The 25148-nt window shown below is 72.1% G+C and carries 26 protein-coding genes and 1 tRNA gene; 9 read left to right on the forward strand and 18 right to left on the reverse strand.

Features of this window, described 5'->3' with window-relative positions; all coding sequences use genetic code 11:
• Positions 1–24: 24 nt before the first annotated feature.
• The 4 genes from FK219_RS00155 to FK219_RS00170 all read right to left on the reverse strand — a co-directional run bounded on the left by FK219_RS00155 (position 25) and on the right by FK219_RS00170 (position 2052).
• Positions 25–591 carry a 3'-5' exonuclease gene (locus FK219_RS00155; RefSeq protein WP_152581885.1) on the reverse strand — a complete coding sequence of 189 codons (567 nt, stop codon included), beginning with the start codon at positions 589–591 and terminating at the stop codon, positions 25–27.
• A 102-nt stretch (positions 592–693) separates the two neighbouring features.
• Positions 694–1170: a pilus assembly protein TadG-related protein gene (locus FK219_RS00160; RefSeq protein ID WP_328821538.1), complete on the reverse strand. Its 477-nt coding sequence runs from the start codon at positions 1168–1170 to the stop codon at positions 694–696.
• Positions 1167–1667, reverse strand: coding sequence for a hypothetical protein (locus tag FK219_RS00165; protein ID WP_328821539.1), 501 nt, complete (start codon positions 1665–1667; stop codon positions 1167–1169). Before FK219_RS00165 ends, FK219_RS00160 begins: the two co-directional genes overlap by 4 nt.
• Complete coding sequence (locus FK219_RS00170; protein ID WP_235923639.1) at positions 1642–2052, reverse strand: TadE/TadG family type IV pilus assembly protein; 411 nt, start codon at positions 2050–2052, stop codon at positions 1642–1644. Before FK219_RS00170 ends, FK219_RS00165 begins: the two co-directional genes overlap by 26 nt.
• A 56-nt stretch (positions 2053–2108) precedes the next feature.
• On the opposite strand from FK219_RS00170, the gene FK219_RS00175 reads away from it, so the two are divergent.
• The gene (locus tag FK219_RS00175) at positions 2109–2618 is read left to right on the forward strand and encodes a GNAT family N-acetyltransferase (RefSeq protein WP_165637997.1); all 510 of its coding nucleotides are present in this window, start codon (positions 2109–2111) and stop codon (positions 2616–2618) included.
• 58 nt (positions 2619–2676) lie between these two features.
• Here FK219_RS00175 and FK219_RS00180 read toward each other — a convergent pair whose 3' ends face one another.
• Positions 2677–2871 (reverse strand): hypothetical protein, encoded by a 195-nt coding sequence (locus FK219_RS00180; protein WP_152581887.1) that lies wholly within the window; start codon positions 2869–2871, stop codon positions 2677–2679.
• 116 nt (positions 2872–2987) lie between these two features.
• On the opposite strand from FK219_RS00180, the gene FK219_RS00185 reads away from it, so the two are divergent.
• The 4 genes from FK219_RS00185 to FK219_RS00200 all read left to right on the forward strand — a co-directional run bounded on the left by FK219_RS00185 (position 2988) and on the right by FK219_RS00200 (position 7645).
• Positions 2988–3860 carry a formate/nitrite transporter family protein gene (locus tag FK219_RS00185; RefSeq protein WP_152581888.1) on the forward strand — a complete coding sequence of 291 codons (873 nt, stop codon included), beginning with the start codon at positions 2988–2990 and terminating at the stop codon, positions 3858–3860.
• A gap of 72 nt (positions 3861–3932) precedes the next feature.
• On the forward strand, positions 3933–5690 hold the full coding sequence (locus tag FK219_RS00190; RefSeq protein WP_152581889.1) for a dynamin family protein: 1758 nt from the start codon (positions 3933–3935) through the stop codon (positions 5688–5690).
• 28 nt (positions 5691–5718) lie between these two features.
• Positions 5719–7335 (forward strand): GTPase family protein, encoded by a 1617-nt coding sequence (locus FK219_RS00195; protein WP_152581890.1) that lies wholly within the window; start codon positions 5719–5721, stop codon positions 7333–7335.
• A gap of 100 nt (positions 7336–7435) precedes the next feature.
• Entirely contained in the window at positions 7436–7645 is a 210-nt protein-coding gene (locus FK219_RS00200) for a hypothetical protein (protein WP_152581891.1), read from the forward strand.
• 28 nt (positions 7646–7673) lie between these two features.
• On the opposite strand, the gene FK219_RS00205 is transcribed toward FK219_RS00200, so the two are convergent.
• The 5 genes from FK219_RS00205 to gabT all read right to left on the reverse strand — a co-directional run bounded on the left by FK219_RS00205 (position 7674) and on the right by gabT (position 13901).
• Positions 7674–8636 carry a type II secretion system F family protein gene (locus tag FK219_RS00205; RefSeq protein ID WP_328821540.1) on the reverse strand — a complete coding sequence of 321 codons (963 nt, stop codon included), beginning with the start codon at positions 8634–8636 and terminating at the stop codon, positions 7674–7676.
• Between the two features lie 4 nt (positions 8637–8640).
• Entirely contained in the window at positions 8641–9507 is an 867-nt protein-coding gene (locus FK219_RS00210) for a type II secretion system F family protein (RefSeq protein WP_152581892.1), read from the reverse strand.
• The gene (locus FK219_RS00215; protein ID WP_152581893.1) at positions 9504–10817 is read right to left on the reverse strand and encodes a CpaF family protein; all 1314 of its coding nucleotides are present in this window, start codon (positions 10815–10817) and stop codon (positions 9504–9506) included. The genes FK219_RS00210 and FK219_RS00215 overlap by 4 nt, the downstream gene beginning before the upstream one ends.
• A gap of 246 nt (positions 10818–11063) precedes the next feature.
• Entirely contained in the window at positions 11064–12524 is a 1461-nt protein-coding gene (locus FK219_RS00220) for an NAD-dependent succinate-semialdehyde dehydrogenase (RefSeq protein WP_152581894.1), read from the reverse strand.
• 15 nt (positions 12525–12539) lie between these two features.
• On the reverse strand, positions 12540–13901 hold the full coding sequence (gene gabT / locus FK219_RS00225) for a 4-aminobutyrate--2-oxoglutarate transaminase (protein ID WP_168212358.1): 1362 nt from the start codon (positions 13899–13901) through the stop codon (positions 12540–12542).
• Positions 13902–14010: 109 nt separating this feature from the next.
• On the opposite strand from gabT, the gene FK219_RS00230 reads away from it, so the two are divergent.
• Complete coding sequence (locus FK219_RS00230; RefSeq protein WP_152581896.1) at positions 14011–15135, forward strand: PucR family transcriptional regulator; 1125 nt, start codon at positions 14011–14013, stop codon at positions 15133–15135.
• A 31-nt stretch (positions 15136–15166) separates the two neighbouring features.
• Positions 15167–15248: transfer RNA gene (locus FK219_RS00235), tRNA-Leu, on the forward strand.
• Positions 15249–15412: 164 nt separating this feature from the next.
• Here the strand turns inward: FK219_RS00235 and FK219_RS00240 are convergent.
• Positions 15413–16972, reverse strand: coding sequence for an L-lactate permease (locus FK219_RS00240; RefSeq protein ID WP_210416738.1), 1560 nt, complete (start codon positions 16970–16972; stop codon positions 15413–15415).
• A 138-nt stretch (positions 16973–17110) separates the two neighbouring features.
• On the opposite strand from FK219_RS00240, the gene FK219_RS00245 reads away from it, so the two are divergent.
• Entirely contained in the window at positions 17111–17917 is an 807-nt protein-coding gene (locus FK219_RS00245) for a DedA family protein (RefSeq protein ID WP_235923640.1), read from the forward strand.
• Complete coding sequence (locus FK219_RS00250; RefSeq protein ID WP_328821541.1) at positions 17914–18957, forward strand: DUF368 domain-containing protein; 1044 nt, start codon at positions 17914–17916, stop codon at positions 18955–18957. The genes FK219_RS00245 and FK219_RS00250 overlap by 4 nt, the downstream gene beginning before the upstream one ends.
• A gap of 3 nt (positions 18958–18960) precedes the next feature.
• Here FK219_RS00250 and FK219_RS00255 read toward each other — a convergent pair whose 3' ends face one another.
• The 7 genes from FK219_RS00255 to FK219_RS00285 all read right to left on the reverse strand — a co-directional run bounded on the left by FK219_RS00255 (position 18961) and on the right by FK219_RS00285 (position 25133).
• Positions 18961–19656, reverse strand: coding sequence for a metal-dependent transcriptional regulator (locus FK219_RS00255; RefSeq protein WP_152581897.1), 696 nt, complete (start codon positions 19654–19656; stop codon positions 18961–18963).
• The gene (locus tag FK219_RS00260) at positions 19653–20597 is read right to left on the reverse strand and encodes a cation diffusion facilitator family transporter (RefSeq protein WP_152581898.1); all 945 of its coding nucleotides are present in this window, start codon (positions 20595–20597) and stop codon (positions 19653–19655) included. Before FK219_RS00260 ends, FK219_RS00255 begins: the two co-directional genes overlap by 4 nt.
• 37 nt (positions 20598–20634) lie before the next feature.
• On the reverse strand, positions 20635–21222 hold the full coding sequence (gene rdgB / locus FK219_RS00265; RefSeq protein WP_152581899.1) for an RdgB/HAM1 family non-canonical purine NTP pyrophosphatase: 588 nt from the start codon (positions 21220–21222) through the stop codon (positions 20635–20637).
• On the reverse strand, positions 21219–21971 hold the full coding sequence (gene rph / locus FK219_RS00270; RefSeq protein WP_152581900.1) for a ribonuclease PH: 753 nt from the start codon (positions 21969–21971) through the stop codon (positions 21219–21221). The genes rdgB and rph overlap by 4 nt, the downstream gene beginning before the upstream one ends.
• Positions 21968–22807, reverse strand: coding sequence for a glutamate racemase (murI, locus tag FK219_RS00275; RefSeq protein WP_152581901.1), 840 nt, complete (start codon positions 22805–22807; stop codon positions 21968–21970). The genes rph and murI overlap by 4 nt, the downstream gene beginning before the upstream one ends.
• A 126-nt stretch (positions 22808–22933) precedes the next feature.
• Positions 22934–24433 carry a cryptochrome/photolyase family protein gene (locus FK219_RS00280; RefSeq protein WP_152581902.1) on the reverse strand — a complete coding sequence of 500 codons (1500 nt, stop codon included), beginning with the start codon at positions 24431–24433 and terminating at the stop codon, positions 22934–22936.
• Positions 24434–24443: 10 nt separating this feature from the next.
• Complete coding sequence (locus FK219_RS00285) at positions 24444–25133, reverse strand: VOC family protein (protein WP_152581903.1); 690 nt, start codon at positions 25131–25133, stop codon at positions 24444–24446.
• Positions 25134–25148: the final 15 nt, after the last annotated feature.

The following is a 25148-nucleotide window of genomic DNA, read 5'->3' on the forward strand; positions in this document are numbered from 1 at the left end:
AGCGCGCGCGGCGGCCCGCACGCTTCAGGCGCCCGCGGAGCGCTCCTGCTGCTCGGCCCGGATGGCCCGGAACAGGGTCGCCTGATCGCGTGCGTCGTCGAGTGCATTATGCGTCAGGACCATCTTCAGGCGATAGTGCTCGGCCACGCGGTGCAGGCTCGTCTCGCCCCACGGCGCGCCCGTCACGCCTGCGAAGAAGGCCTTGACGTCGAGCGCCGCGTGCCCGAGCGGGTTGCGGCCGAGGTAGCGGTGGAAGTAGTCGGCGACGAACATCCAGTCGAAGGGGGCGTTGAAGCCGACCAGGAGCGGCTGAGTGTGGGGCGGGGTCACGGCGCCGATCCAGTCGGCGAACGCGGTCATCGCCTCGCGGGGCGGGGTTCCGGATGCTCGGAGCCCGTCGAGCGTGAAGCCGCCGATGCTCATCGCCGCGTCGTCCACCTTCTCGCGGTCGGGCTGCAGCTCGACGTAGAACGCCTGCTCGGGGTCGTCGACGAGGCACGCGCCGAGCGAGAGCATCGCGTAGTCGCTCGGGCTCGGCCCCGCGGCCTCGATGTCGACGGAGATGAGGGTGACGGGTCGAGGGTCGGGCATGGTTCCACGCTAGACCGTGCGGCGCCTTCCACAACTTCGGAGTGGAAGGCGCGCGGGGGCAAGGCCGGCCGGCAGCCTCAAGCTTGCGTCGACGAGCGTCCGTCAGCCGAAGACGCTGCGCGCCGTCGCCGTGACCTCGAGACGCAGGCCCTCCGGCACGAAGAGGGTGAGCGCGGGCGGGCGCCAGTAGCTCGAGAGCGTTACGCGCGCGCTCAGCCCGTCGGGGGTCGTCGCTGACTCGAGCTCGAGGCCCTCGAACGAGCTCGTCGGGGCGGCCGAGAGATAGGCGACCACGTCGGCGCGGACGCGAGAGTCGGTGAGGCGGGGTCGCAGCACCTCCCCCTCGCGCACGGTCACGTCGTCGAGGTCGAACGACTCGGCTCCGACGAGCGCTGCGCCGTCGGCGAGCGTGAACAGGCGCGTGCGCTCGAGGTACAGCGCCGTCGCCGCCGTGACGAGCAGCACGACGACGAGCGCGAGGCCCGCGTAGCCGATGACGAGCGGCAACGTCGAGCCGCGATCGTCGTGCAGGTCACGTCGCGAGCGTCGCGAGGTCGCACGCCACCCCACGCCGGTCACCGCGCGCCCCAGAACCGCGAGACCTGCTGCGTCGCGCTCGCGTCGATAGGCACCGAGAGCGGCCCGCCGAACTCGACGACGGGCGGCAGGAGCGGCAGCGGAACGCGAACGCTCACCTCCACGGTCACCCACCCCCGGCGCGTGTGGCACTGCGTGGGCACGGGCGAGCACCGGATGCTCAGGGCCACGTCGCTCGCCTGCACTCCGTGGTCGGCCAGGGCCAGGGCGAGGGCTCGCTCGGCCGCCGCGCTGCCCGCGGGCGTCGACTCGGCCTGCACGAACACGCGCGCCGCCTGCCGCGCGGCTCCCTCCGCGGCGAGCGCCGCCGACTGGATGGCGCCGAGCGCGAGCACCAGGTAGATGAGCGGCACGAGCAGCAGCATTCCGGCGGTGAGGAACTCGAGGGACGCCGATCCGCGGTCGTCGGCGGCGCGCGTGCCTCTCAGGCGCGACTGCGCCGGGCGACGACGCTCAGCGCAGCGGTTCGAGCGCGGCACGCCCGCTCACCTCCAACCCGCGGTCGAGCCCCGCGAGCCCGAGGAGGGGCAGCGGGGAGCGCACCGTCACGACGACGACCGAGTGGCCCTCGTAGCTGCCGAAGCCGGCCGAGATGTCAGCTGCATAGGACTCCCCGACGGCCGTCGCGATGAGGTCGCGACTGCGCTCCACCCCGGCAGCGAGGCTGCTGTCGGCGAGCGCCGCGTGCCGGGCGCCCTCCGCCGCCGCATCGATGAGAGTCGACCGCACGTGGAGGGCGAGAGCGAGCTGCAGCACCGAGACGGTCACGAGGGTGAGCAGGGCGCCGACGAGGACGAACTCGACGGGCGCCGAACCTCGGTCGTGCGGGTATCGGCGAGTGACACGTCGGCAGAGCATCCTCATGCGGCACCCCGGTACTCTGGAGTGTCCTCCCCCGCACGCACTGAACGGAACTGATGATGACTGAGCCCACTTTTACGATCCGCGGAGCCACCGAGGACGACTACGAGGGCGTGCACGCGATCCTCACCAGCCCCCACATCATGCAGGGGACCCTGCGGGTGCCCCTCGCGAGCACGGACTACTCGAAGGCCCGCCTCTCGCCGCGCAACGGCGTGCACCAGATCGTCGCGGTCGACAACGAGACGGAGGAGATCGTCGGATTCGGCGAACTCATCACCACCCCCGACGAGCCGCGCGCCCGTCACGCCGGCGAGATCGACCTCGTCGCGGTGAGCGAGGACTCGCAGAGCCAGGGAGTCGGCTCGGCGCTCATGGACTCCATGATCGATCTTGCCGACAACTGGCTCGACCTCAAGCGCCTCTCCCTCATCGCCTTCGTCGGCAACGACCGCGCGATCGCCCTCTACGAGCGCCTCGGCTTCGAGCGCGAAGGCATCATGCGCCGCGTCGGCTACGGCGACGGCGACTGGATGGACGCCGTCATGATGGCGCGCTTGCGCGACTGACGCGCCCGCGACCCACCACGGGCGCGCGGCGCTCCGCGCCGAAGGGCCGGCGTACACGCTAGAACGCGGTGACCCGGTCGATCGCCTGCTGGAACACTCCCTGCAGCGCCGGCCCCGCAAGGGCCCAGATGAGGATGACGAGCCCCGCTGTCATGAGGGTGATGAGCACCCAGCCGGGCACATCCCCCCGCTCCTCGAAGCGGAATCGCCGAGCAGTGCGGCGCGCGAGCTGGCGCAGTGTCGAAGACGTCATGCCGCGATTGTGCCGCCCACTCGCGCCGCGCCGCAGTCATCATCCACAGGCCCCCACACCTGGCAACTCGGCGCGGCGGGCTTGCGCTTCGCGCGCCGCTGGGTGAGCGTTGGCTCATGAGCAAGAAGAGCCACGAGCAGCACCAGAAGGAGCAGCAGGAGCGCCTCGCCGAGCTCGGGGACAACGACGAGCCCGTCGAGGAGGAGATCGAGGCGACGTTCGACGCGACCGTCGAGGAGGGCGCCCAGAGGCTGCAGCGCACCTTCCCCGACATGCTCATCACGGGCTTCTTCGGAGGCCTCGAGGTGGGGCTCGGCGTCATGGCCTACCTGCTCGTGCTGCACGAGACCGGCAACCACCTGCTCGCCGGCCTCGCCTTCAGCATCGGGTTCATCGCCCTGCTGCTCGCCCACAGCGAGCTGTTCACCGAGAACTTCCTCATGCCCATCGCGGCGGTCATCGCCCGAGAGGCGTCCGTCAAGCGCCTGCTCATGCTGTGGGGCGGCACCCTCCTCGCCAACCTCGCGGGCGGCTGGCTGTTCATGGGGCTCCTCACCCTGGCCTTCCCTGCCTGGCACACCCTCCTCATCGACACGGCGCGCGAGTTCGTCGAGTCGCCACTGAGCCTCGAGACGGCCGCGCTCGCCATTCTCGGCGGCAGCACCATCACGCTCATGACCCGCATGCACCAGGGCACCGACTCCGACGTCGCCAAGATCATCGCCTCGGTCGGCGCGGCCTTCCTCCTCGCGGGCATCCCGCTGTACCACTCGGTGCTCGACTCGCTCCTCATCTTCGGCGCCATCCAGGCGGGAGCCGACTTCGGCTACCTCGACTGGCTCGCCTGGTTCTGGTACACGCTGCTGCTCAACGTGCTCGGCGGGGTTCTCCTGGTGACCGCTCTGCGCCTGCTGCGCACGAAACCCCTCGTCGAGAAGCGGCGCGCGCAGTCACCGGAGGATCCCGATGAACCGCACGGCGACCACTGACCGGGCGAGAATCGAGAGGATGCTGAGCACGAGCTGGTCGCGGGCACGCGCCGCGCGCGGCATGCTGGAGGAGTGACCGACACTCGAGCCCCCGCGACCGTGTCGCTCGAGCGCCTGCGCGCCTCGCTCGCCGACGCGGGCCTCACCCTGCCGCTCGAGGGGGTCACCGAGCAGCGGGAGGCCGCGGCCGCGGCGGTGCGGCAGATCGACGACTACATCCGGCCGCGGCTCGCCGACCTCGATGCGCCGCTGCTCGCGGTCGTCGGCGGCTCGACCGGCTCGGGCAAGTCGACGATCGTCAACGCGCTGCTCGGGGTGGCGACGACCCGCGTCGGCGTCATTCGCCCGACGACGCGGCAGCCGATCCTCGTGCACTCCCCCGTCGATGCCGGCTGGTTCGCGAGCGACCGCATCCTTCCCGGGCTCGCGCGCGTGCGCGGTCGGGTGAGCGCGCCCGGCACCGCCGCGAGCGCCGCGGGCGACACGCCCGAGGCCGCGCGCATCAGCGAGCTCATGCTGCTCGAGCACGAAGCCGTGCCGCGCTCGCTCGCGATCATCGACGCGCCCGACATCGACTCAGTCGCCGACGAGAACCGCGCCCTCGCCGCGCAGCTGCTTGCCGCCGCCGACCTGTGGCTCTTCGTCACGACCGCCAACCGCTACGCCGACGCTGTGCCGTGGCGCCTGCTCGAGGGCGCCGCCGCGCGCAGCATCACGGTCGGCGTCGTGCTCAACCGCGTGCCGCCGGGAGCGGCCGACGAGGTGCTGCCCGACCTGCAGTCGATGCTCGCCGAGCGCGGCCTCGCCGACGCACCCGTCTTCACGATCGAGGAGCAGCGGCTCGACGAGCTCGGCATGCTGCCCGCGACTGCGGTCGCCGGCCCGCGCGACTGGCTAGAGGGCATTGCGGGAGACCGCGCATCCCGAGCCCGCATCGCCGCACGCACGCTGGGCGGCGCCATCACCGACCTCGACCGTCGCGTGGCCCACATCGCGGATGCCCGGCAACAGCAGCTCGACTGGCTCGACGGTGCCGAAGCCGCCGTCGACGCGCACTACCAGGCGGCGATCGACGCGGTCGACGCCGCGACGCAGGACGGCGCACTGCTGCGCGGCGAGGTGCTCGCGCGCTGGCAAGACTTTGTCGGCACCTCCGACGTGTTCCGCAAGATCGAGTCGTGGTACTCCCGCACCCGCGACAGTGTCACGGCGTGGATCAGCGGCAAGCCGAGCCCCGTCGTCGAGGTCGAGACGAAGATCGAGAGCGGCCTGCAGGCGGTCATCCTCGACCAGGCGGGGCGCGCCGCCGCGGCGGCGTGGGCCGACCTCGAACGCACAGGACCCGGCCGCGGCATCGCCGAGCAGAACCCGCACCTCGCCGCCGAAAGCCCCGAGCTGCGCGCGAAGGCTTCTGCGATGATCCGCGAGTGGCAGGGCGCCCTCATGCAGCTCATCCACGACAACGCGGGCAACAAGCGCATCCGCGCCCGCGTGCTCTCCCTCGGGCTCAACGTCGTAACCGTCGCCCTCATGATCGTCGTGTTCGCCTCGACCGGCGGGCTCACGGGTGGCGAGCTCGCCATCGCGGGCGGCTCGGCCGTGCTCGGCCAGAAACTGCTCGAGACGATTTTCGGCGAGGATGCCGTGCGCCGCCTCGCCGCCGAGGCTCGGCTCGACCTTCAGAAGCGACTCGAGGCCCTCTTCGACTCCGAGGCCGACCGGCTGAGCACCGCGCTCGAACCGCTGCGCTTCGGGTCGGCGCCCGGCGCCCTGCGCCGCGAGTCTCAGGCGCTCCTCGACGACGTGGCGCGCGCGGCGGTCGAGGCGTGAGCGCCTCGCTGAACGACGGGGCCGCGTCGTGAGCCCCGCGAAGGCGACCCTCGACGCGTCGCTCGCCGCTCTGCGCACCGTCGTGGATGAGGGAGCCGGGCGCATCCCGAGTTCCCTCGCCGACGAGGCGGAAGCCTTGCTGCGGCAGGCGGAGGCGCGGCGGGCACGCTCCCCCGAGCACACCGTCGTCGGCGTGTTCGGCGCGACCGGGTCGGGCAAGTCGAGCCTCGTCAACGCACTCGTCGGCGACGAGGTCGCGAAGGCGCACGTGCGGCGCCCCACCACGTCGCAGGCCCTCGCCGTCACGTGGGATGCGCCCGGCGCCGCCGACCTGCTCGACTGGCTGCAGATTCGCGAACGCGTCGAGCGCACCGAGCCGATCGACCCGCGCGCGGGCAAGCTCGTGCTCGTCGACCTTCCTGACATCGACTCGGTGGAGGCCGGCAACCGCGCGATCGCCGAGCGGCTCGCCGGCCAGGTGGATGCTCTGCTCTGGGTCGTCGACCCGCAGAAGTATGCCGACGACGTGCTGCACGCCCAGTTCATCGCCCCGCACGCACGCCACGCGGCCGTCACGATCGTCGCCCTCAACCAGGTGGACCTGCTGAGCCCCGCCGACCGCCGACCCGTGGTGGCGTCGCTGCAGGGCATCATCGAGCGTGACGGGCTGCCCCGCGCGCGCGTGCTGCCCGTGAGCGCCCGCACCGGCGAGGGCGTGGAGGCGCTGCGCATCGCCATCGGCGACCTGGCCGCCTCGAAGGCGGTGCGGGATGCTCGGCTCGCCGCCGACGTGCAGACCCTCGCCGCGCGCCTCGACGACCCGGGCTCGGCCCCGAAGCTCGACTCTCGTGCCGCGCAGCGCGTTCGCGACGAGGTGGGTGCCGCGGCGGGCGTCGATGTCGTCGCCGCCGCCGTCGCGAGCTCGTACCGCAAGCGCGCCGCGCAGGTCACCGGCTGGCCGCTCGTCTCCTGGATCGGCCGCCTGCGCGCCGACCCGCTCACCCGCTTGGGGCTGGGGCCTCGGCGCCGCGGCGCCGGGGCGGAGGACGACCCCGACGTGCACCGCACGAGCATGCCGCTGCTGAGCGCGGGAGCCCGGGCGCGCCTGTCTCTCGCCGTGCGGTCGTTCGCCGACACCGCGGGCTCGGGCCTCGGGGCGCCGTGGCGCGCGGCGGTTCGCACCGCCGCCGAGGGCGCCCTCGACCGGCTGCCGGCAGACCTGGACCTCGCGATCGCCCGCACGAGCCTGCCCGCGCGCGGCTCTTGGTGGTGGGCAGTTGTCGGCGTCGTGCAGTGGGTAGCACTCGTCGCCGGAATCGGCGGGGCGCTGTGGCTGCTGGGCGCATCCCTGCTGCCGACGTTCGGGATGCCCGCTCCTCTCATTCCGCGCGTCGAGGAGGGCCCGCTCAAGGGCTGGGCGGTACCCGTGCTCCTGATCGTCGCCGCGGTACTGCTCGGCGTGCTGCTCGGGCTGCTGTCGGCCGCGCTGAGCGCCCTCACCGCCGCCGGGCGCCGGCGCCGCACGCGGCGACGCCTGCTCGCCGCGGTCGACGAGGTCGTGCAGCGCGAGGTCGTCGCGCCCGTCGCCGCCGAGCTCGACCGGGCTCGATCGGTGTCGGCGGCTCTCGCCGTGGCGCGCCGCTGAGGGTGGTGTCTGCCGTGGGTGCGGTTCTCGCCCGATAACCCACTCGACCCTCTCGCGCAAGCCCCTCGCGATTCGGGCGCGTCAGCGAGACAGTGGAGTCATGAGCGACACGTCAGAACCGAAGCAGCCCACCGACCACCTGCCGCCGAAGGACGAGCGCGAGCCCGACGACGAGCGCACGACCGCCGAGTCGTACCCGGGCGACGAGCATGGGCCGGGTGACGACTCGGGAGTCAGCGAAGACACCGCGGCCGAGCCCGGCAAGCCCGCCCGCCACGGCGTCGACAAGCTCCCGCCCGGGCCGCACTGATCCGCACAGCAGCACGGCTGCGGCACGGCTAGAACCCGAGCTGCAGCACCATGAGGCCCGGCCACACGGCGAACAGCACGGTGACGGGCAGGATGAGGAACACGAGCGGGATCAGCATTGCGACCTCGCGCGTGCCCGCGGCCTCGAGCAGGGCGCGCTTGGACTCCTCGCGGGCGTCGAGCGCGTGGGCGCGCAGCACCTCGGCGAGCGGCGACCCGCGGTCGAGAGCCGCGAGCACTTGGTCGACGAGGCGCGTGATGGGGGGCATCCCGAGGTCGTCGCGCAGCTCTGCGAGACAGGCCGCCACCGGCTGACCGGTCGCGGCGCGCGTCACGACGCGGTCGAACTCCGTCGCGAGCTCACCAGAGCCCGTGCGGGCGACGCGGCGGACGGCGTCGAGGATCGACTCGCCCGCCGAGACGCTCAGGGCGAGGAACTCGACGATGGTCGGGAATTCGTCGGCGATACGGGCGACACGACGCTTCGCCGCCCGGGCGAGCAGCTGGTCGACGAGAGCGAGCCCGGCGATCGAGCCCGCGAGTACTCCCCCGACCGCGGCGAGCACGATCGTGCCCGCGTCGCGCACCGCGAGGCTCGCGCCCGCGACGCCCGCTGCGGCTCCCAGCGCTGCGCCGGCGAGCTGCCGCGTGCGGTGCCCCGCGATCGTCGTCGACGCGCCCGACTGCCGCAGGCGCGTGCGGATCGTCTCCTCACCGCCGAGCACGCTCTCCAGCACGCGACTCGCGCCCTCCACGAGCGGGGCGAGCAGCGCCGAGGCGACCGGCAGCGGATCGCTGCGCTGCCCCGATGTCATCGCGTGCGCAGCGGGCGAGACATCGACGAGGTACGGGGCGAGGCGGTGCACGAGCCTCGGGCGGCCGAGCCGAGGCACGAGGCTCACGAGCAGCCAGAGCCCCGCACCGAGCCCCACGCCGCACAGCAGCGCCCAGCCGAGCAGCGGGCTCACGAGCGCGCCGCTCACCGGAACCACCGCTTCATCGGAACCACCGACCTTCCTCGGGCAGGCGCCCGAGCGCGATCATGATGCGGTAGGCGACGAGAGTCACCGCGAGGCCCGCCACGACGAGCACTGCGCCGCCGACCGAGTTGTAGGCAGCCGCGGCCTCCGGCCTCGTGCCGAGCAGCACGAGCACGACCCAGGGCGCGACGACGCCCAGGCGGGCGGCGGCGCGCACCCACGATTGCCGGGCATCCACCTCGCCTCGCACGGCCGCGTCGGCGCGCAAGTACTGCGAGAGCGACCGCAGCACCGTCGGCAGCTCGGTGCCGCCCACCTCGCGCGCCATGCGCAGCGTCTCGATGATGCGGTCGGCGACCGGGTCGGCGAGGTTCGCCTTGAGGGTGTCGAGCGACTCCTCGAAGCGCGCCGTGCGCACGTAGTCGCGGCGGAACTGGCGGAACGGCTCCTGCACGCTGCTCGGCGCCGACTCGGCGAGAGTCACGATCGCCTGCGGCAGGCCCAGCCCCGACCGGATGCCCGACAGCAGGTGATCGACCACGTCGGGCCACACCGCTCGCAGTGCGCGCCGCCGCGCCGCCGCCCTCGCCCGTAGCGCGACGACGGGCAGCGCCGCTGCGACCACTCCCGCCACGGGGGCGAGCGCGACGACGGGCACGAGGATGAGCGTGAGGGCGGCACCGACAAGACCGACGAGGATGTCCAGGGCCACGAACGTCGCCGGCGCGACCCCCGTCACGCCCGCGCGCGCGAGCAGGTCGGCGACGGCGCCCATCGTTCGACTGCGCTCGGCGGGCCGGCGTTCGGGGTCGCGCGGCCACAGCCACGGGGAGACGACGAGCAGCACGCCCGCCGCGAGCACCAGCCCGAGCGCGACACTCACGCGGGCACCGCTCGTGGGCCGGCGGACGGGTGGACGGCTGGGTTGACGGCTGGGGTGACGGCTGGGGTGACAGCGGTGTTGACGGCAGAGCGCAACAGCGGGCGCGGGTCGAGGCCCGCTCGAGCGAACACCTGCTCACGTGCGGGCAGCGTGCCCGTCGCCGCGAGCTCCTCCCCGCGCAGGGTGAAGATCGACTGCGCTTCGATCGACCCCTCGACGACGTCGCCCGTCGGCGCGACGATCTCGGCCACGCGGCGGCGCCCGCCGCGCACGAGTTCGCAATGCACCACGAGGTCGATCGCGCCCGCCACCGTCGGCACCACGAACGACGAGTCGATGTTGCGCCCCGCCAGGAGTGGCAGGGTGGCGAGCTTGACGAGAGCATCCCGAGCGCTGTTCGCGTGAATCGAGCACATGCCGGGCAGTCCGCTGTTGAGGGCGATGAGGAGGTCGAGGGATTCCGCCTCGCGCACCTCCCCCACGACGAGACGGTCGGGGCGCATGCGCAGGGCCTCCTTGATGAGGCGGCGCAGGCTGATCTCGCCCGAGCCCTCCAGGTTGGCGCTGCGGCATTGCATCGCGACGACGTCGGGCGCGCTGAGGTCGAGCTCGAAGGTCTCCTCGACCGTGACGATGCGCTCGCTCGGGCGCGCGCCGGCAAGCATCGCACCCATGAGGGTCGTCTTGCCGGAGTGCGTTGCGCCGCTCACGAGGATGTTCGCCCCCGCGAGGACGCTCATGCGCAGGAACTCGGCGGCCGGCGGTGGCAGGGAGCCGAGCTCGACGAGGCGGGACAGATCGCGGATGCGCTGCGAGAACTTGCGCACATTGACCGACCAGTGGCGGCGCGTGACGTCGGGGATGACGACGTGCAGGCGTGAGCCGTCGGGCAGGCTCGCGTCGACGAACGGGCTGCTCAGGTCGACGCGCCGGCCGGTGGACTGCAGCATGCGCTCGACGAGCGTGCGCACCTCCTCGTCGGTCAGCTCGAGGGCGGTGCGCTCACTGACCCCGCCGCGCGCGATGAAGACCGCGTCGGGCGAGTTGATCCAAATCTCCTCCACCTCGGGGTCGTCGAAGTAGGGCTGCAGGGGGCCGTAGCCGATCAGGCCAGCGAGCACCTCGCCGAGCGTCTGAGCCTCGTCGTCGATGACGGGCAGCGTGCCGCCGCCGAGCGAGCGCTCGGCGTAGCGCCGCAGCTCCTCGCGGGCCAGCCGGTCGGCGGCGGCCGGGTCACGGTGCAGGTCGAGCCGCTCGGCGCGCACCCGGTCGCGCACCCTGGCGGTGATGAGCGAGGCGGCGGAGGGCATGGCCGCCATTCTGCAAAGGCGACCCCGAGCATCCCGCCTGTTCTCCACAGCCCGGCGCCCTCGCGCGCCCCAGATTCGCCCCAAATGGGTCCATAGCCACGCATCAAGCGCCCTTTCGTGCCAGATCTGGCACGAAAGGGCGCTGGGGCGCCAGGGCATCCGCGGCCGGGCGGCCACCACAGCGCCCGGCCGCGGAAGTCTGGGGTATGGGATGCCGTCGGGCTGCGCCCGACGAGCATGCCGCACTCACGTCTTGGGGATGAACGTGTACTTCGTGGTGAGGTACTCGTCGATGCCCTCGAGCGAGCCCTCGCGGCCGATGCCGGACTGCTTGACGCCGCCGAACGGCGCCGCGGCGTTGGAGATGACGCCCGCGTTGAGGCCCATCATCCCCGTCTCGAGACGGTCGATCATGCGCATGCCGCGGTTCAGATCCTGCGTGTAGACGTAGGAGACAAGGCCGTACTCGGTCGCGTTGGCGAGCTCGACCGCCTCGTCCTCCGTGTCGAACGGCACGATCGCGAGCACGGGGCCGAAGATCTCCTCCGACAGCAGGCGCGTGCCGGCAGTCACGCCCGTGAGCACCGTCGCGGGGTAGAAGGAGCCCGCACGGTCGGGAATCTGCCCGCCCGTGGTGACGGTCGCGCCGCGCGCGACCGCATCCTCGACAAGCTCATGAGAGCCTGCCACGGCCTTGTCGTCGACGAGCGGACCGATCTGCACGCCCTCCTCGGTGCCGCGGCCCATCTTCATGGCGGCGACGCGTTCGGTCACGCGACGGCTGAACTCGTCGACGACGTCGCTCTGCACGAGGATGCGGTTGGCCGCGGTGCACGCCTGCCCGATGTTGCGGAACTTCGCCAGCATCACGCCGTCGATCGCCTTGTCGAGGTCGGCGTCACCGAACACGACGAAGGGGGCGTTGCCGCCGAGCTCCATCGAGGTGCGCAGAATGCCGTCAGCGGCCTGCTTCATGAGCACGCGACCCACCTCGGTCGAACCGGTGAAGCTGAGCTTGCGCAGGCGCGGGTCGGCGATGATCTCGGCCGAGAGCGCGCCCGACTTCGCGGTCGTGACCACGTTCACCACGCCGGCCGGCAGGCCCGCGTCTTCGAGCGTCTTGACGAAGTACATCGTCGTGAGCGGGGTCAGCGCGGCGGGCTTGATGGTCGAAGTGCACCCAGCGGCGATCGCGGGCGCGATCTTGCGGGTCGCCATGGCGAGCGGGAAGTTCCAGGGCGTGATCAAGAACGACGGCCCGACGGGAGCGTGCGAGACCACGATGTGGCCCGTACCCTCGGGGTTCTCGCCGAAGCGGCCGTTAATGCGCACGGCCTCTTCGCTGAACCAGCGCAAGAACTCGGCACCGTAGGTGACCTCGCCGCGCGACTCGGCAAGCGGCTTGCCCATCTCGAGCGTCATGAGCAGGGCGAACTCGTCGGCCCGCTCGATGACGAGCTCCCACGCCTTGCGCAGCAGCTCGGCGCGCACGCGGGGGGCCGTGGCGGCCCAGCTCGCCTGCGCGTTCGCGGCAGCATCCATCGCCTTCTTGCCGTCGGCGACCGACGCGCTCGCGATCTCGGCGAGAACGTTTCCGTTCGACGGGTCGGTGACGGTCATGGTCGCGCCGCCCTCGGCGTCGATCCAGGCGCCGTCGATGTAAAGGCCGCGGGGAACCTTCGCGAGCAGGTCTGCTTCGGTGATCATGGTGGCTTCTCTCTTCTAGTTCGCTTCGAGGGCTTCGCCGATGACGCGGATGCCCTCTCGCAGCAGCTCGTCGCTGATCGACAGCGGCGGCAGCAGCCTGATCACGTTGCCGTCGGTGCCGCAGGTGAGCACCACGACCCCGTTCACGTGGCAGTGCTTGGCGACGCGGTTCGTGAGCGCAGCATCCGGAGCCCCGTGCTCGTCGACGAGCTCGATCGCCATCATGGCGCCGCGTCCGCGGATGTCGCCGATGCGGCCGTCGCGCGCCTGCAGCGTGGTGAGCTCGTCGAGGATGATCGCCTCGAGCTCGCGGGCCCGCCCGAGCAGATCGTGCTCGTCGTAGACCTTCAGGGCACCGAGAGCCGCGGCGGTCGCGATGGGGTTGCCGCCGTAGGTGCCGCCGAGGCCGCCCGCGTGGGGAGCATCCATGATCTCGGCCTTGCCGGTGACCGCTGCGAGCGGAAGTCCGCCCGCGATGCCCTTGGCGAGGGTGATCATGTCGGGAACGATGCCTTCGTGCTCGCTCGCGAACATCTGGCCGGTGCGGGCGAAACCGGTCTGCACCTCGTCGGCAATGAAGACGACGTTGTTTTCGTTGGCCCATTTCTGAAGGGCAGGGAGGAATCCGGGCGCGGGCACGACGAAGCCGCCCTCACCCTGGATGGGCTCGATGATGATCGCGGCGAGGCGGTCGGCGCCGATCTGCTTCTCCATCGTGTGGATGGCGCGCGCGGCCGCCTCGGCCCCGCTGAGGCCGTCGCGGTAGGGGTACGACATGGGCGCGCGGTAGACGTCGGGCGCGAAGGGTCCGAAGCCGGCCTTGTAGGGCATCGCCTTGGCGGTGAGCGCCATCGTGAGGTTGGTGCGGCCGTGGTAACCGTGATCGAACGCGACGACGGCCGACTTGCCGGTGTAGTAGCGGGCGATCTTGATGGCGTTCTCGACCGCTTCGGCGCCCGAGTTGAAGAGGGCGGTGCGCTTGGCGTGGCCACCCGGGGTCAGGCGGTTGAGCGCCTCGGCCACCTCGACGTAGCCGTCGTAGGGAGTGATCGTGAAGCACGTGTGCGTGAAGCGCTGCACCTGCTCGATGACGGCGGCGGTCACATGAGGGTCGGCGTTGCCGACGTTCGTCACGGCGATTCCCGAGCCGAGGTCGATGAGCGAGTTGCCGTCGACGTCGATGATCACGCCGCCGCCCGCGGCGACCGCGTAGACGGGCATCATGGTGCCGACGCCGGCCGAGACGGCGGCCTGCTTGCGGGCGATCCAGGCTTCGCTCTTCGGGCCCGGGATGCTCGTCACGAGCTCGCGCTTCTGCGGCAGGCTCGGGCCCCCGGTGACGGGTGGGCGGTCGGCTGCGGGGGCATCCATCGTCATGCTCATGCGGCCAGCGTAGGTGCGTGACCGCGCCTCGTCAGTGTCCACGGCGTACACTCTCAATCGCGCCTATGTACATTGCGTACACCTCCTTCGAGCCGGGAGCCTCATGCCCATCACCGTCGCCGACCTCACCGCGCACGCGCAGCTCGGGCTGCGCGTCGTGTGGGCCGACGAGCAGGCCGCCGCACGCCCCTGGAGCTGGGTGCACTCGAGCGACCTCGCCGACCCCACGCCCTTCCTCGGCGAGGGCGACGCCCTGCTGACCACCGGCACGCAGTGGAGCAGCGACGACGAGATCGAGCCGTGGGTTGCGCGCCTCGCGGCTGCCGGCGTTCCCGGAATCGGGTTCGGCACGGAGGTGATTCGCGACGGCACGCCCGACGCTCTCGTGGCGGCGTGCGAGCGACACGGCATCGCCCTGCTCGAGGTGCCGTACCGCACCCCCTTCATCGCGGTCACCCGGGCCGTCGCCGACGCCGATGCTCGAGAGCGGTACGCGCGCGTGCGGTGGACGCTCGAGACCCAGCGCGCGCTCGCGCTCGCGGCCTTGCGGCCCGAGGGCGTAGCAGCCGTGCTCGCCGAGTTGGCCCGCCGCATCGAGGCGCCCGTCGCGCTCGTCTCGCTCGTCGAGGCCGAGAGCGCGCACGGCGAGGCTCCCGAGACGGTCGCCGAAGCAGCGCGGCGGATGCTCACCGCGGGTCGCCGCGCCGCCCGCACGGTCGACGGCTGGAGCCTGCAGACCGTCGGTGCGCCCGGGTCGCTCGCGGGCGTGCTCGCCGTCGGCCCGATGTCGCCCGACGACGACGCCGTGCGCGCCGTCGTCACGAGCGTCGTCGCCATGGCGGGGCTCGCGCCGCGCGAAGCTCCCCGGTCAGAGGGCGGTGATGCTCGTGAGCGGCTCGAGCGCCTGCGCACGCAGCTGGCTCGACTGCTCGCCGAGAGCGACCCCGCTCCGCTGCGCCCCGCGGAGCAGGACGGCGAGACGGGCGCCGAGCTGCTCGCGACGCTGCGCGTGCACGACGCCGGGACGGGCGAAGAACTCGAGGCGACCCTCACCGCCTGGCTGCAGGAGGACGCCGTGGCAGAGGCGGCGGCGCTGCGGCTGGGCATCCATCGTCATACCGTGCGCGCCCGCGTGCGCCGCGCCGGCGACGTGCTCGACCGCGACCTGTCGTCGTTCGCGGCGCGCGCCGAGCTGTGGGCCGTGCTGCACGCGCACGGCCGTCTCTGAGGCGAGCGCCGCCGATACACTGGCCCCACCAGCGGGAGTGGTGGAATTGGCAGACACGCAGGATTTAGGTTCCTGTGCCTTCGGGCGTGAGGGTTCAAGTCCCTCCTTCCGCACGGTGCGTGCCGCACTTCGGGCCAGATCTGGCGCGAAAGGGCGCTTGACCAGAGGCCAAGGCCCCATTTGGGGCAAATCTGGGAGCGCGGGCTCGCGCGGGACGGGCACGAGCTCGTGTGGGGCGCGCGGCGCCACGCGACGCGCGGCGCCGCACCACGCGCGACTACAGCACGAAGAGCAGCGCGAGCACGCCGCCGAGCACGAGGTAGGCGAGCGCGGTCGGCACGGTCGTGCGCAGCACCTTCCCCTCCTGCCCGGTGAGCCCGACCGTGGCGACTGCCGCCACGATGTTGTGCGGCGCGATGATGTTGCCGACCGCGGCGCCGAATCCCTGCGCGCCGAGCAGCGGCAGCTCGGGCAGGGCGAGCGCGCGCGCCGTAGAGCTCTGCAGGTCGGTGAACAGCAGGTTCGACGCGGTCGCCGACCCGGTGATGAACGTTCCGAATGCGCCCACGAGCGGTGCGAAGACTGGCCACGCGAGCCCGAGCCCGGCGGCGGCGAGCGCGAGCTGCTCGGTCATGCCCGAGGCGGTCATGGTGCGCGCGATCGTGATCATCGCCACGAGCGCCACGAGGACCGGGCCGAGCTGCAGTGTGGCCGTGACGAAAGCCACGCGGATGCGCCGCCACGATGCCCGCTGCAGCAGCGCGCCCGCGAGGAACGCGATCGTGAGCAGCATCGTCGGGTGGTAGAGCGGCTGCACGCTGCCCGAGAAGCCACCGGGCAGCTCCCACGCGAGAGTGACCGACTGCAGAGCCTCCCGCAGCGGGCCGATGAGCCTCGTCAGCAGGACGACGCCGACGAGCACGAGGTACGGGGCCGCGGCGCGCAGAACGGTGATGTCTGCGGTGACGACGTCGCGAGCATCCGGATGCGGGTGGGTGGTGACCACCTCGTCGGGCACCCCGGACTCGCCGCGCGCGTGGACGCGCCGCCGATGCCGCACGAGAACGAAGGAGAACACGAGCACGCCGACGAGGGCTCCGCCGAGGGTAGGCAGCTCGGGCCCGAGGAACCACGCGATGAGCCCGTACGGCACGAAGAAGCACACGGCGGCGAGCGCCCCCCACCACCACAGGCCGCGGAAGTGCCCGTACGCGCGCCCGATGATGACCACCATGACGGCGACGGGCACGGCCCCGAGGGCGAGGTGGTACACGACCGTCGACTGCGCGAGCTCGGCACCGGTCGCGTCGACGAGGGCGCTCTGAGCGAGCACGGGCGTGCCGATCGCGCCGAACGAGACTCCCGCCGCGTGACCGACGAGCGCCGCGGCGACGGCGGGCAGGGCGGGCATGCCCGCCGCGACGAGGAAGGGGGCCGCGAGGGCGACGGGTGTGCCGAAGCCCGCCGCGCCCTCGAGGAAGAGGGCGAAGAACCACGCGACGAGGATCGCGCCGAGGCGAGGGTCGGGGTGCAGCATCGCGAGGGCTTGCCGCAGTCGGGCGGCGGCGCCCGTGCTGCGCTGCAGATAGTGGATGCCCAGGGCCGGCCCGATGATGCCGATCACGGTGAGCGCGATGAAGCCGGCTTCCGCGAGCACCCCGGCGAGGCTCGCGGCGACACCGACCCGGGCGTCCTCACCGCCGAAGCCGAACACGGTGAGCGCGAGCACGAGCGTCACGGCGGCGGTGACAAGGCCAGCACGCGCCGCCGACCAGCCCAGCACAGTCATGAGAACGAGCACGAGCAGCACGGGGGCGAGCGCGACGACGGTCAGCACGAGCGAAACCTCGGGCAGCGGAGTGACGAGCGACGAGTGGGCACCATGATCCCCCACAGCGTAGAGGCCTCGGCGCGCGGTACTCTAACGCTGACCGCCCCGCGGGGCATCCCGCTCGCTGACTAGACCGGAGTCGCCATGCTGCCGATGGACATCGGTCTCTTCGACGTGGAAGGCATCATCACCGGCGCGGGGCCCTGGGCTCTCGCTGTGGTGTGCCTCATCGTCTTCGTCGAGACCGGCCTCCTCGTCGGCTTCCTCCTGCCGGGCGACACGCTCCTCATCCTCACGGGCGTGCTCACCTTCACCGGGGTCATCCCGCAGCCCATCTGGCTCGTGGCGCTGTGCATAATGCTCGCGACGATGGCGGGCGACAATCTCGGGTACCTCATCGGCCGCAAGGTCGGGCCGCCCATCTTCGAGCGCAAGTCGGCGGGGTTCTTCAGCCGTCGCAGCGTGGCCCGCACCGAGGCCTTCTTCGCCAAGTACGGCGGCTGGGCGGTCACGATCGCGCGCTTCATCGCCGTCGTGCGCACCATCTCGCCCGTCGCCGCGGGCGTCGGCAAGATGCAGTACCGCAAGTTCTTCCTCTTCGACACCCTCGGCGCCGTGCTGTGGGGCGTGGGGCTGCCCGCACTCGGCTACGGCATTGCGCAGATTCCCGGCGTGGCCGAATGGGTCGTGGAGTACATCGATGTCGTACTGCTCATCCTCATCGGCCTCGTGATCATCGGCATCGCGTACCACTGGTTCCACGAGCGCCACCAGCAGCGCAAGGAGGACGAGCTCGAGAGGCAGGGCGTCGAGCTGCCTCCCGTGGAGATCTGGCAGGACGAGCCCGAGCACGACGGCAAGCACGAGGCGAAGGAGCCCACGTCGAGCCGCCGCACGTACGGCATCGGCCCGCACGACGGCAAGCACGAGAAGGACGACGAGCTGCCGTGAGCGCCTCCCGCACGCGCCGTCTGATGCGCACAGCGCTCGACGCCGTCCGCGGCGCCCTCATCGGTCTCGCCGAGATCGTGCCGGGTGTGAGCGGCGGCACGATCGCCCTCATCGTCGGCGTGTACGACGCGCTCATCGACGGGGCCGGCCACCTCGCGCGCGGGGTCGCGCGTCTCGTGGCCGACGGGCTCCGGGGCCGGGGCATCGCCCCCGCGGTCGGCCATTTCCGTTCGGTGCGCTGGGCGGTCGTCCTGCCAATCGGCATCGGGATGCTCGCCGCCATCGTCGCGGGAGCCGCTGTTCTCGCCCCCCTCGTCGAGGGCTACCCGACGGCGACCCGCGCGGTCTTCGCGGGCCTCATCGCCGCCTCCCTCATCGTTCCTGCGCGCATGGTCGGCGGCCGCTGGAGCACGCGCGAGTACGCGCTCGGGCTGATCGCCGCCGTCGCCACCTTCCTGCTCACGGGGCTGCCGCAGGCGCCGGACCAGGACCCGGCACTGTGGGTCGTCGCGATCGCCGCCGCGATCGCCGTGTGCGCGCTCGTTCTGCCGGGCGTCTCCGGCTCCTACCTGCTCCTCACCGTCGGCATGTACGCGCCGACCCTCGCCGCCGTCAACGACCGCGACTTCGCCTACCTGGGCGTCTTCGTGCTCGGCGCGATCCTCGGGCTCGGCGTCTTCGTCTCGGGCCTGCAGTGGCTGCTCGCCCACCGGCGCAGGGTCACACTCGTCATCATGACCGGCCTCATGGTCGGCTCCCTGCGTGCCCTGTGGCCGTGGCAGGACGACACGGGCGGCGTGCTCGCGCCCGGGGACGACCTTCCGCTCGCCCTCGTGCTCGCGATCGCGGGCGCTGCCTTCGTGCTCGGCCTCATCGCCCTCGAGGCTTTCCTGCTGCGCCGCCGCCTGCTCTCCGCCGACATCGGCGCCGACCCAGCGCTGAGCGTGGTCGACGAGTCCCGCGCGCTCGACGAGACGCAGGCGCAGGATGCCGCTGCCGGAGTGGAACGCGACGCAGACGCCGACGGGCGCCAGCACTAGGACCTAGCGCGACCGCGCCGGGGTCGCGTTGTGCGGAGCGATCCACAGCGCTCCCGCCACGGCGGGTGCGAGCACGACGACCGAGCCTCCCCGGCGGCGCACGCCGACACCGGCCCCGACGCCGTCAGCCGGCTCCACCGTCACGGCATCGTCGAGCGCGAGCCCCAAGCGGTCGACGACACGCAGCACGTCAGGGTCGCGGTCGCTGATGCGCACGATGACTCCCTCGAAACCGTGAGGCGCCTCGTCGAGGCGCACGGCGGCGGGCCGACGCAGCGTGCCGTCCGCAGCGGGGATGACGTCGCCGTGCGGGTCGCGCCCGGGGTACCCGAGCTGGGCGTCGATCGCGTCGAGCAGTCGGTCGCTCAGCGCGTGCTCGAGCACTTCGGCTTCGTCGTGCACTTCATCCCAGCCGTAGTCGAACACGCGCACGAGCCAGGTCTCGATGAGCCGATGCCGCCGCACCATGGCGACCGCCCGCTCCTCCCCCTGCTCGGTGAGCCGGATGGCGCTGTAGGGCCGGTGGTCGACGAGCCCGGCGGCCGCGAGCTTCTTGACCATCTCGGTGACGCTCGACGGCGCGAGCCCGAGCCGCACGGCGAGCTGGCTGGGCGTGATGGACTCGGCCTGCCACTCGGTGTGCGAGTAGATGACCTTGAGGTAGTCGTCGATCGCGATCGAGGTCGAGGTGCCGTTCACGGGTGCACGCTCTCGCGGCGCTCGTGCCCCTGCGGCTCGAGCTGGAAGGTCGAGTGCGCCACATCGAAGTGCTCGTCGAGGCACTCGTCGAGGTGGGCGAGGAGCGCGCTCGCCCGGTCGCCATCGAAGACGTCGTCGCGCACGACGACGTGGGCGCTGAACACGGATGCTCCGCTCGTGATCGACCACACGTGCACGTCGTGCACGCCGACGACGCCGGGGGCGGCGAGCACGTGCTCGCGTATCTCGGCGATGCTCGTCTCCGGCGGTGCAGCCTGGCTGAGCACGCGCAGCACGTCCCGCAGCAGCACGAGCGCACGCGGCACGATCATTGCGACGATGACGAGGGAGGCGACCGCGTCCGCGGGCGCCCATCCCGTGAGGAGGATGACGCCGGCGGCGGCGATGACCGCGAGTGAGCCGAGCAGGTCGCCGAGCACTTCGAGGTAGGCACCGCGCATGTTGAGCGAGTGCTGGGCCTCGCCGCGCAACAGGAGGGCCCCGGCGATGTTGCCGAGCAGGCCCGCGACGGCGACGAGCAGCATGGGCAGGCTCTGCACCTCGCCGGCCTCGGGCGCGAGCAGGCGCGAGGTCGCCTCGACGGCGACGAGGGCGGCGACAGCGAGCAGGATTCCGGCGTTGAGGGCGGCGCCGAAGACTTCCGCCCGGCGGTAGCCGTAGGTCTGCCGCTCGGTCGCGGGGCGGCGCGCGACGGTCAGCGCGATGAGCGCGACGATGAGCCCCACGAGGTCGCTCGCGACGTGCCCCGAGTCGGCCGCGAGGGCGAGCGAGCCGGTGAGCACGGCGCCGACGAGCTGCACGACGAGCACGACCGCGACGATCGCCATGGCCGCGAGCAGCCGCGAGCGCGACGCGGAGTGGGCATGGTCGTGGCCCCGTCGGCGCGGCGGCGGGGTTGAGGATGCGGGGTGCTCGGCCATCACGTTCCAGCGTAGGCGGCGACCGCCCGCCGTGCGCTCAGCGGTAGCGGTTGCGCAGCACCGCGGCGAGCGCCGTGAAGGCCCGCGCACGGTGGCTGATCGCGTTCTTCTCGTCCGCGGTGAGCTCGGCGCTCGTCACCTCGTGACCCTCGGGAACGAAGATCGGGTCGTAGCCGAAACCGCCGACCCCCGCCTCCGCGCGCGCGATCGTGCCCGGCCACACGCCGAGCTCGACGTGCTCGAACACCGGGTCGTCCCCCGGGTCGACGAGTGCAGCGGCGCACGTGAACGCGGCGACGCGGTGCTTCTCGTCGGCGAGATTCGTGAGCACGAGCCGCAGGTTGGCGCGGTCGTCGCGACGCCCCGAGTAGTGCGCCGAGTCGACGCCCGGCTCGCCGCCGAGCGCCTCGACGCTCACGCCGGAGTCGTCGGCGATCGCCGGCAGCCCCGTGTGGGCGGCCGCGGCACGCGCCTTGATGAGCGCGTTGGCGGCGAAGGTGCCGCCATCCTCGACCGGGGCGGGGCCGTCGTACGCCTCCAGCTGGATGCCCGGCAGCTGCTGCTCGAGAATCCGCTGCAGCTCGGCCACCTTGTGGGCGTTGTGCGTCGCGACGACGACCCTCACGAGGCGAGCGCCTCGCGCTGCAGGCGTGTGAGGTCCACGCCGCCGGCGAGACCCAGGTCGAGGAGGGCGTTGAGCTCGTCGCGGTCGAACGGAGCGCCCTCGGCCGTGCCCTGCACCTCGACGAAGCTGCCCGAGCCGGTGACGACGATGTTCATGTCGGTCTCCGCCCGCACGTCCTCCACGTAGGCGAGGTCGAGCATGGGAGTGCCGTCGATGATGCCGACGCTCACGGCGGCGACCGAGTCGGTGAGCGCGACGGCCTTCTTGGCGATGAAGCCCTTCTCGCGGCCCCACTCGACGGCGTCGGCGAGCGCGACGTACGCGCCCGTGATCGCCGCGGTGCGCGTGCCGCCGTCGGCCTGCAGCACATCGCAGTCGATCTTGATGGTGTTCTCGCCGAGCGACCGAGTGTCGATGACGGCACGCAGGCTGCGGCCGATGAGCCGCGAGATCTCGTGCGTACGCCCCCCTACCTTGCCCTTGACGCTCTCGCGGTCCATGCGCTCGTTCGTCGAGCGCGGCAGCATGCCGTACTCGGCGGTCACCCAGCCGGAGCCCTTGCCCATGAGCCAGCGCGGCACGCCGTTGGTGAAGCTCGCCGTGCACAGCACCTTCGTGCTGCCGAAGCTGATGAGCGCGCTGCCTTCCGCCTGGGCGCTCCAGTTTCGTTCGATCGTGACGGGGCGCAGCTGCGACTCGGTGCGTCCGTCGGCGCGCAGGCCGCTCGAGTCGGCGATGGTGGCGTTCATGGTGTGCCTTTCGGAAGGGGGATGGTGCCGGTCGGGAAGGCCTCGACGTGGCCGATCTCGGGCCCGAGGAACCGCGCGGCCAGCGCGCGGAAGCGCGCGGTGTCAGAACCTGTGGCCTCGAAGACGTGGCCCGGAGCATCCTGTCGGGTGGTTTCGAGGCCGTGGTCGACGAGCCGGCGGTAGACGTCGTAGGCAGTCTCCTCCGCGCTCGAGACGAGGGAGACCTCGGGGCCGAGCACGAACTGGATCGCGCCGGCCAGGAGCGGGTAATGGGTGCAGCCGAGCACGAGCGTGTCGATGTCGGCGGCCTTCATCGGGGCGAGGTACTCCTCGGCGAGCGCGAGCACCTCGGGGCCTGTCGTGACGCCCGCCTCGACGAACTCGACGAAGCGCGGGGCAGCGGCGAGGGTCAGCTCGATCTGCGGGTCGGCGACGAACGCCTCGGCATAGGCGCCCGAGCGGATCGTGCCCTCCGTGCCGATCACGCCGATGCGCTTCGACCGCGTGCGGCGCACCGCCTGCCTCACGGCCGGCTGGATGACCTCGACCACGGGAATGCCGTGGCCCTGCTCGAAGCGTTCGCGAGCATCGCGGAACATGGCCGCACTCGCGGTGTTGCACGCGATCACCAGGAGCTTCACGCCCTGCTCGACGAGCTCGTCGAGCACGGCGAGCGAGTGCTCGCGCACCTGCGCGATCGGGCGCGGGCCGTAGGGGCCGTTCGCGGTGTCGCCGAGGTAGAGCAACTGTTCGCGCGGCAGCTGGTCGATGATCGCGCGAGCCACCGTGAGCCCACCGACCCCCGAGTCGAAGACCCCAATCGGCGCATTGCTCACGCCCCGAGTCTAGGCCCCGTCCCCTTTGTGCCAGATCTGGCACATAAGGGCGCTTGCGGCGAGGACGAGCGCCCATTCGTGCCAGATCTGGCCCACAGTGGGCGGGGCGCGCCGCGGCGCGGCGGGTCAGTAGCGAGTGCGGGCGCGCTCTTGGGCGACGAGCTGGTCGCGGTCGGCGAGGCGGCGCAGTCCCGCGAGCGGTTGCGCCATGCGGTGATTGCCGCGGATGCTCGGCTCGACCCGATCGAGAAACGCCCAGTACCCCGCGGTGAAGGGGCAGGCATCCTCACCGACACGCTTTTTCGGGTCGAAGCGGCACGAGCCGCAGTAGTCGGACATGCGCTGAATGTAGGCGCCGCCGCTCGCGTACGGCTTGGTCGCCACGACTCCCCCGTCGGCCCACTGGCTCATGCCGACGACGTTGGCCGGCATGACCCACGGCGTGCCGTCGACGAAGGCGCCCTGGAACCAGCGGGTGAGCTCGACCGGGTCATAGCCGCGCTGCAGGGCGTGGTTGCCGAGCACCATGAGGCGCGGAATGTGGTGGGCCCAGCCGCGCTGCGCGACATCGGTGAGCACACTGCTCAAGCACGCGGCCTCGACCTCGTCGGCGATCACGGCGCTGTCGAACGCCCACCAGGATGCGGGCAACGGGGTGCGAGCATCCAGAGCGTTGTTCGAGGTCGTGTAGTCGGGGCCGAGATGCCAATACAGGTGCCACACCCACTCGCGCCAGCCGATGAGCTGCCGCACCAGCCCCTCGACGCTGTTCAGCGGCGCGCGCCCCGCCGCGTACTCGGCGACGACGCGCTCGACGACCTCGAGGGGGTGCAGCAGACCCAGGTTGAGGGGAACACTCAGCCGCGAGTGCGCCATGACCGAGTCGCCCGCGAGCATCGCATCCTCGAAGGGCCCGAAGTCGCCCAGCCGCACCTCGATGAAGTCGTCGAGTGCGGCGAGCGCCTCCTCGCGCGTTGCCGCGAACTGCCGCGGGCCGTCCGACCCGAGAAACCGCACGCCGTCGGCCTCGAGCGCGTCGAGCGTCGCGCGCACCTCGGCGTCGATGTCGTCCTCCTCTGGTGCCCACGGCGCGGGAAGCCCGAGCGTGGCCGCACCCTTCGGCGGTCGCTCGCGATTGTCAGCGTCGAAGCTGAACTGTCCGCCGGCTGGCGCCGATCCCTCCATGAGGATGCCCGACTCCTCCCGCACGAAGCGGTAGAAGCGGTCCATGACCAACTGCGAGGGTTTCCGACCCTCCGCCCACGCCGCGAAGTCGTCGCGCGACGTCACGAATCCGCGGTCGGGCAGCACGGTCGCGCCGAGCCGTTCCACGAGTGCGCGCATCGCCCACGACGTTGCGCCGACGACCTCGAGACGATCGCCCCTCAGGCCCCGCGCACCCAGCGCGTCGGCGTAGGAGGACGACTCGACGAGCTCGACGCGATCGTCGAGCTGCCGGGCTCGATGCCGCAGCGCACTCACGTACAGGTGCGCCTTCTGCCGGTGAGTCGGCCTGCGGCGGAACACCTCGTGGCTCTCGATCAGCACGACCGGCCCGCCGTCATCGAAGTGCGGGCCGAGTTGCTCGGCCGTGAGCCAGCGGGTCGCGACGGGCTCTGCGGTCATGGCGCCGAGGCTAGACGTCCAGCCTGGGCGCGGGCTCGTCGGTGGACGGCGTCGGCATGCGCGTCGCGCCGTCGGGCCACGCGCACACCTTGTTGCCGGCCGAATCGGCGAGGATCCAGTACTCGGGCGCGTCCCCGTCCTCGACGATCCGCCCGCCCGCGGCGAGCGCCGCCGCGAGTACCTCTTCAATGTGGTCCTTCGCCACGGAGACATCGATGTGCATGGCGTGGCGCAGCTCGCGCTCGGGGTCGAGCTCCTGCATCCACACGGTCGATCCGATGCCAAGCGGGTCGACGGCGTTGTCGTCGGCGCAGGGCGCGTAGCCGAGCACCGCGCGCCAGAACGCCAGATCGACGTCAGCAGGGCGCGCCGATACCGCGACCTGCACTTCGCGCACTCGCGATCGATCGGCGGGCGCACCGTGCGCGCGTGCCACCGACGACACGGCCCGGGCGAGCTCGATGTGCACCTCGTCGACGAGCCAGACGTCCCGTGTGAGGCGCACCACGACCCCGGTCTCGGTGAGGGTCAGCAGAGGTTGCGGACTCGCGCCGCGCGCCGCCTCGGCCACGCGGGCGGCGAGCGCCGCCGCATCGGCGAGGGTCGAGCACCGGAAGAACGCCGTGGCGCCACCGTGCAGCACGACCCAGTCCTCCACGCCCTCCGCGGCGAGGAACTGCCGCCACCCGGCCTCGCTCATGCTCGACTCCCCACG

It is taken from the genome of Microcella pacifica (assembly GCF_009371975.2).
GTDB lineage: Bacteria > Actinomycetota > Actinomycetes > Actinomycetales > Microbacteriaceae > Microcella > Microcella pacifica.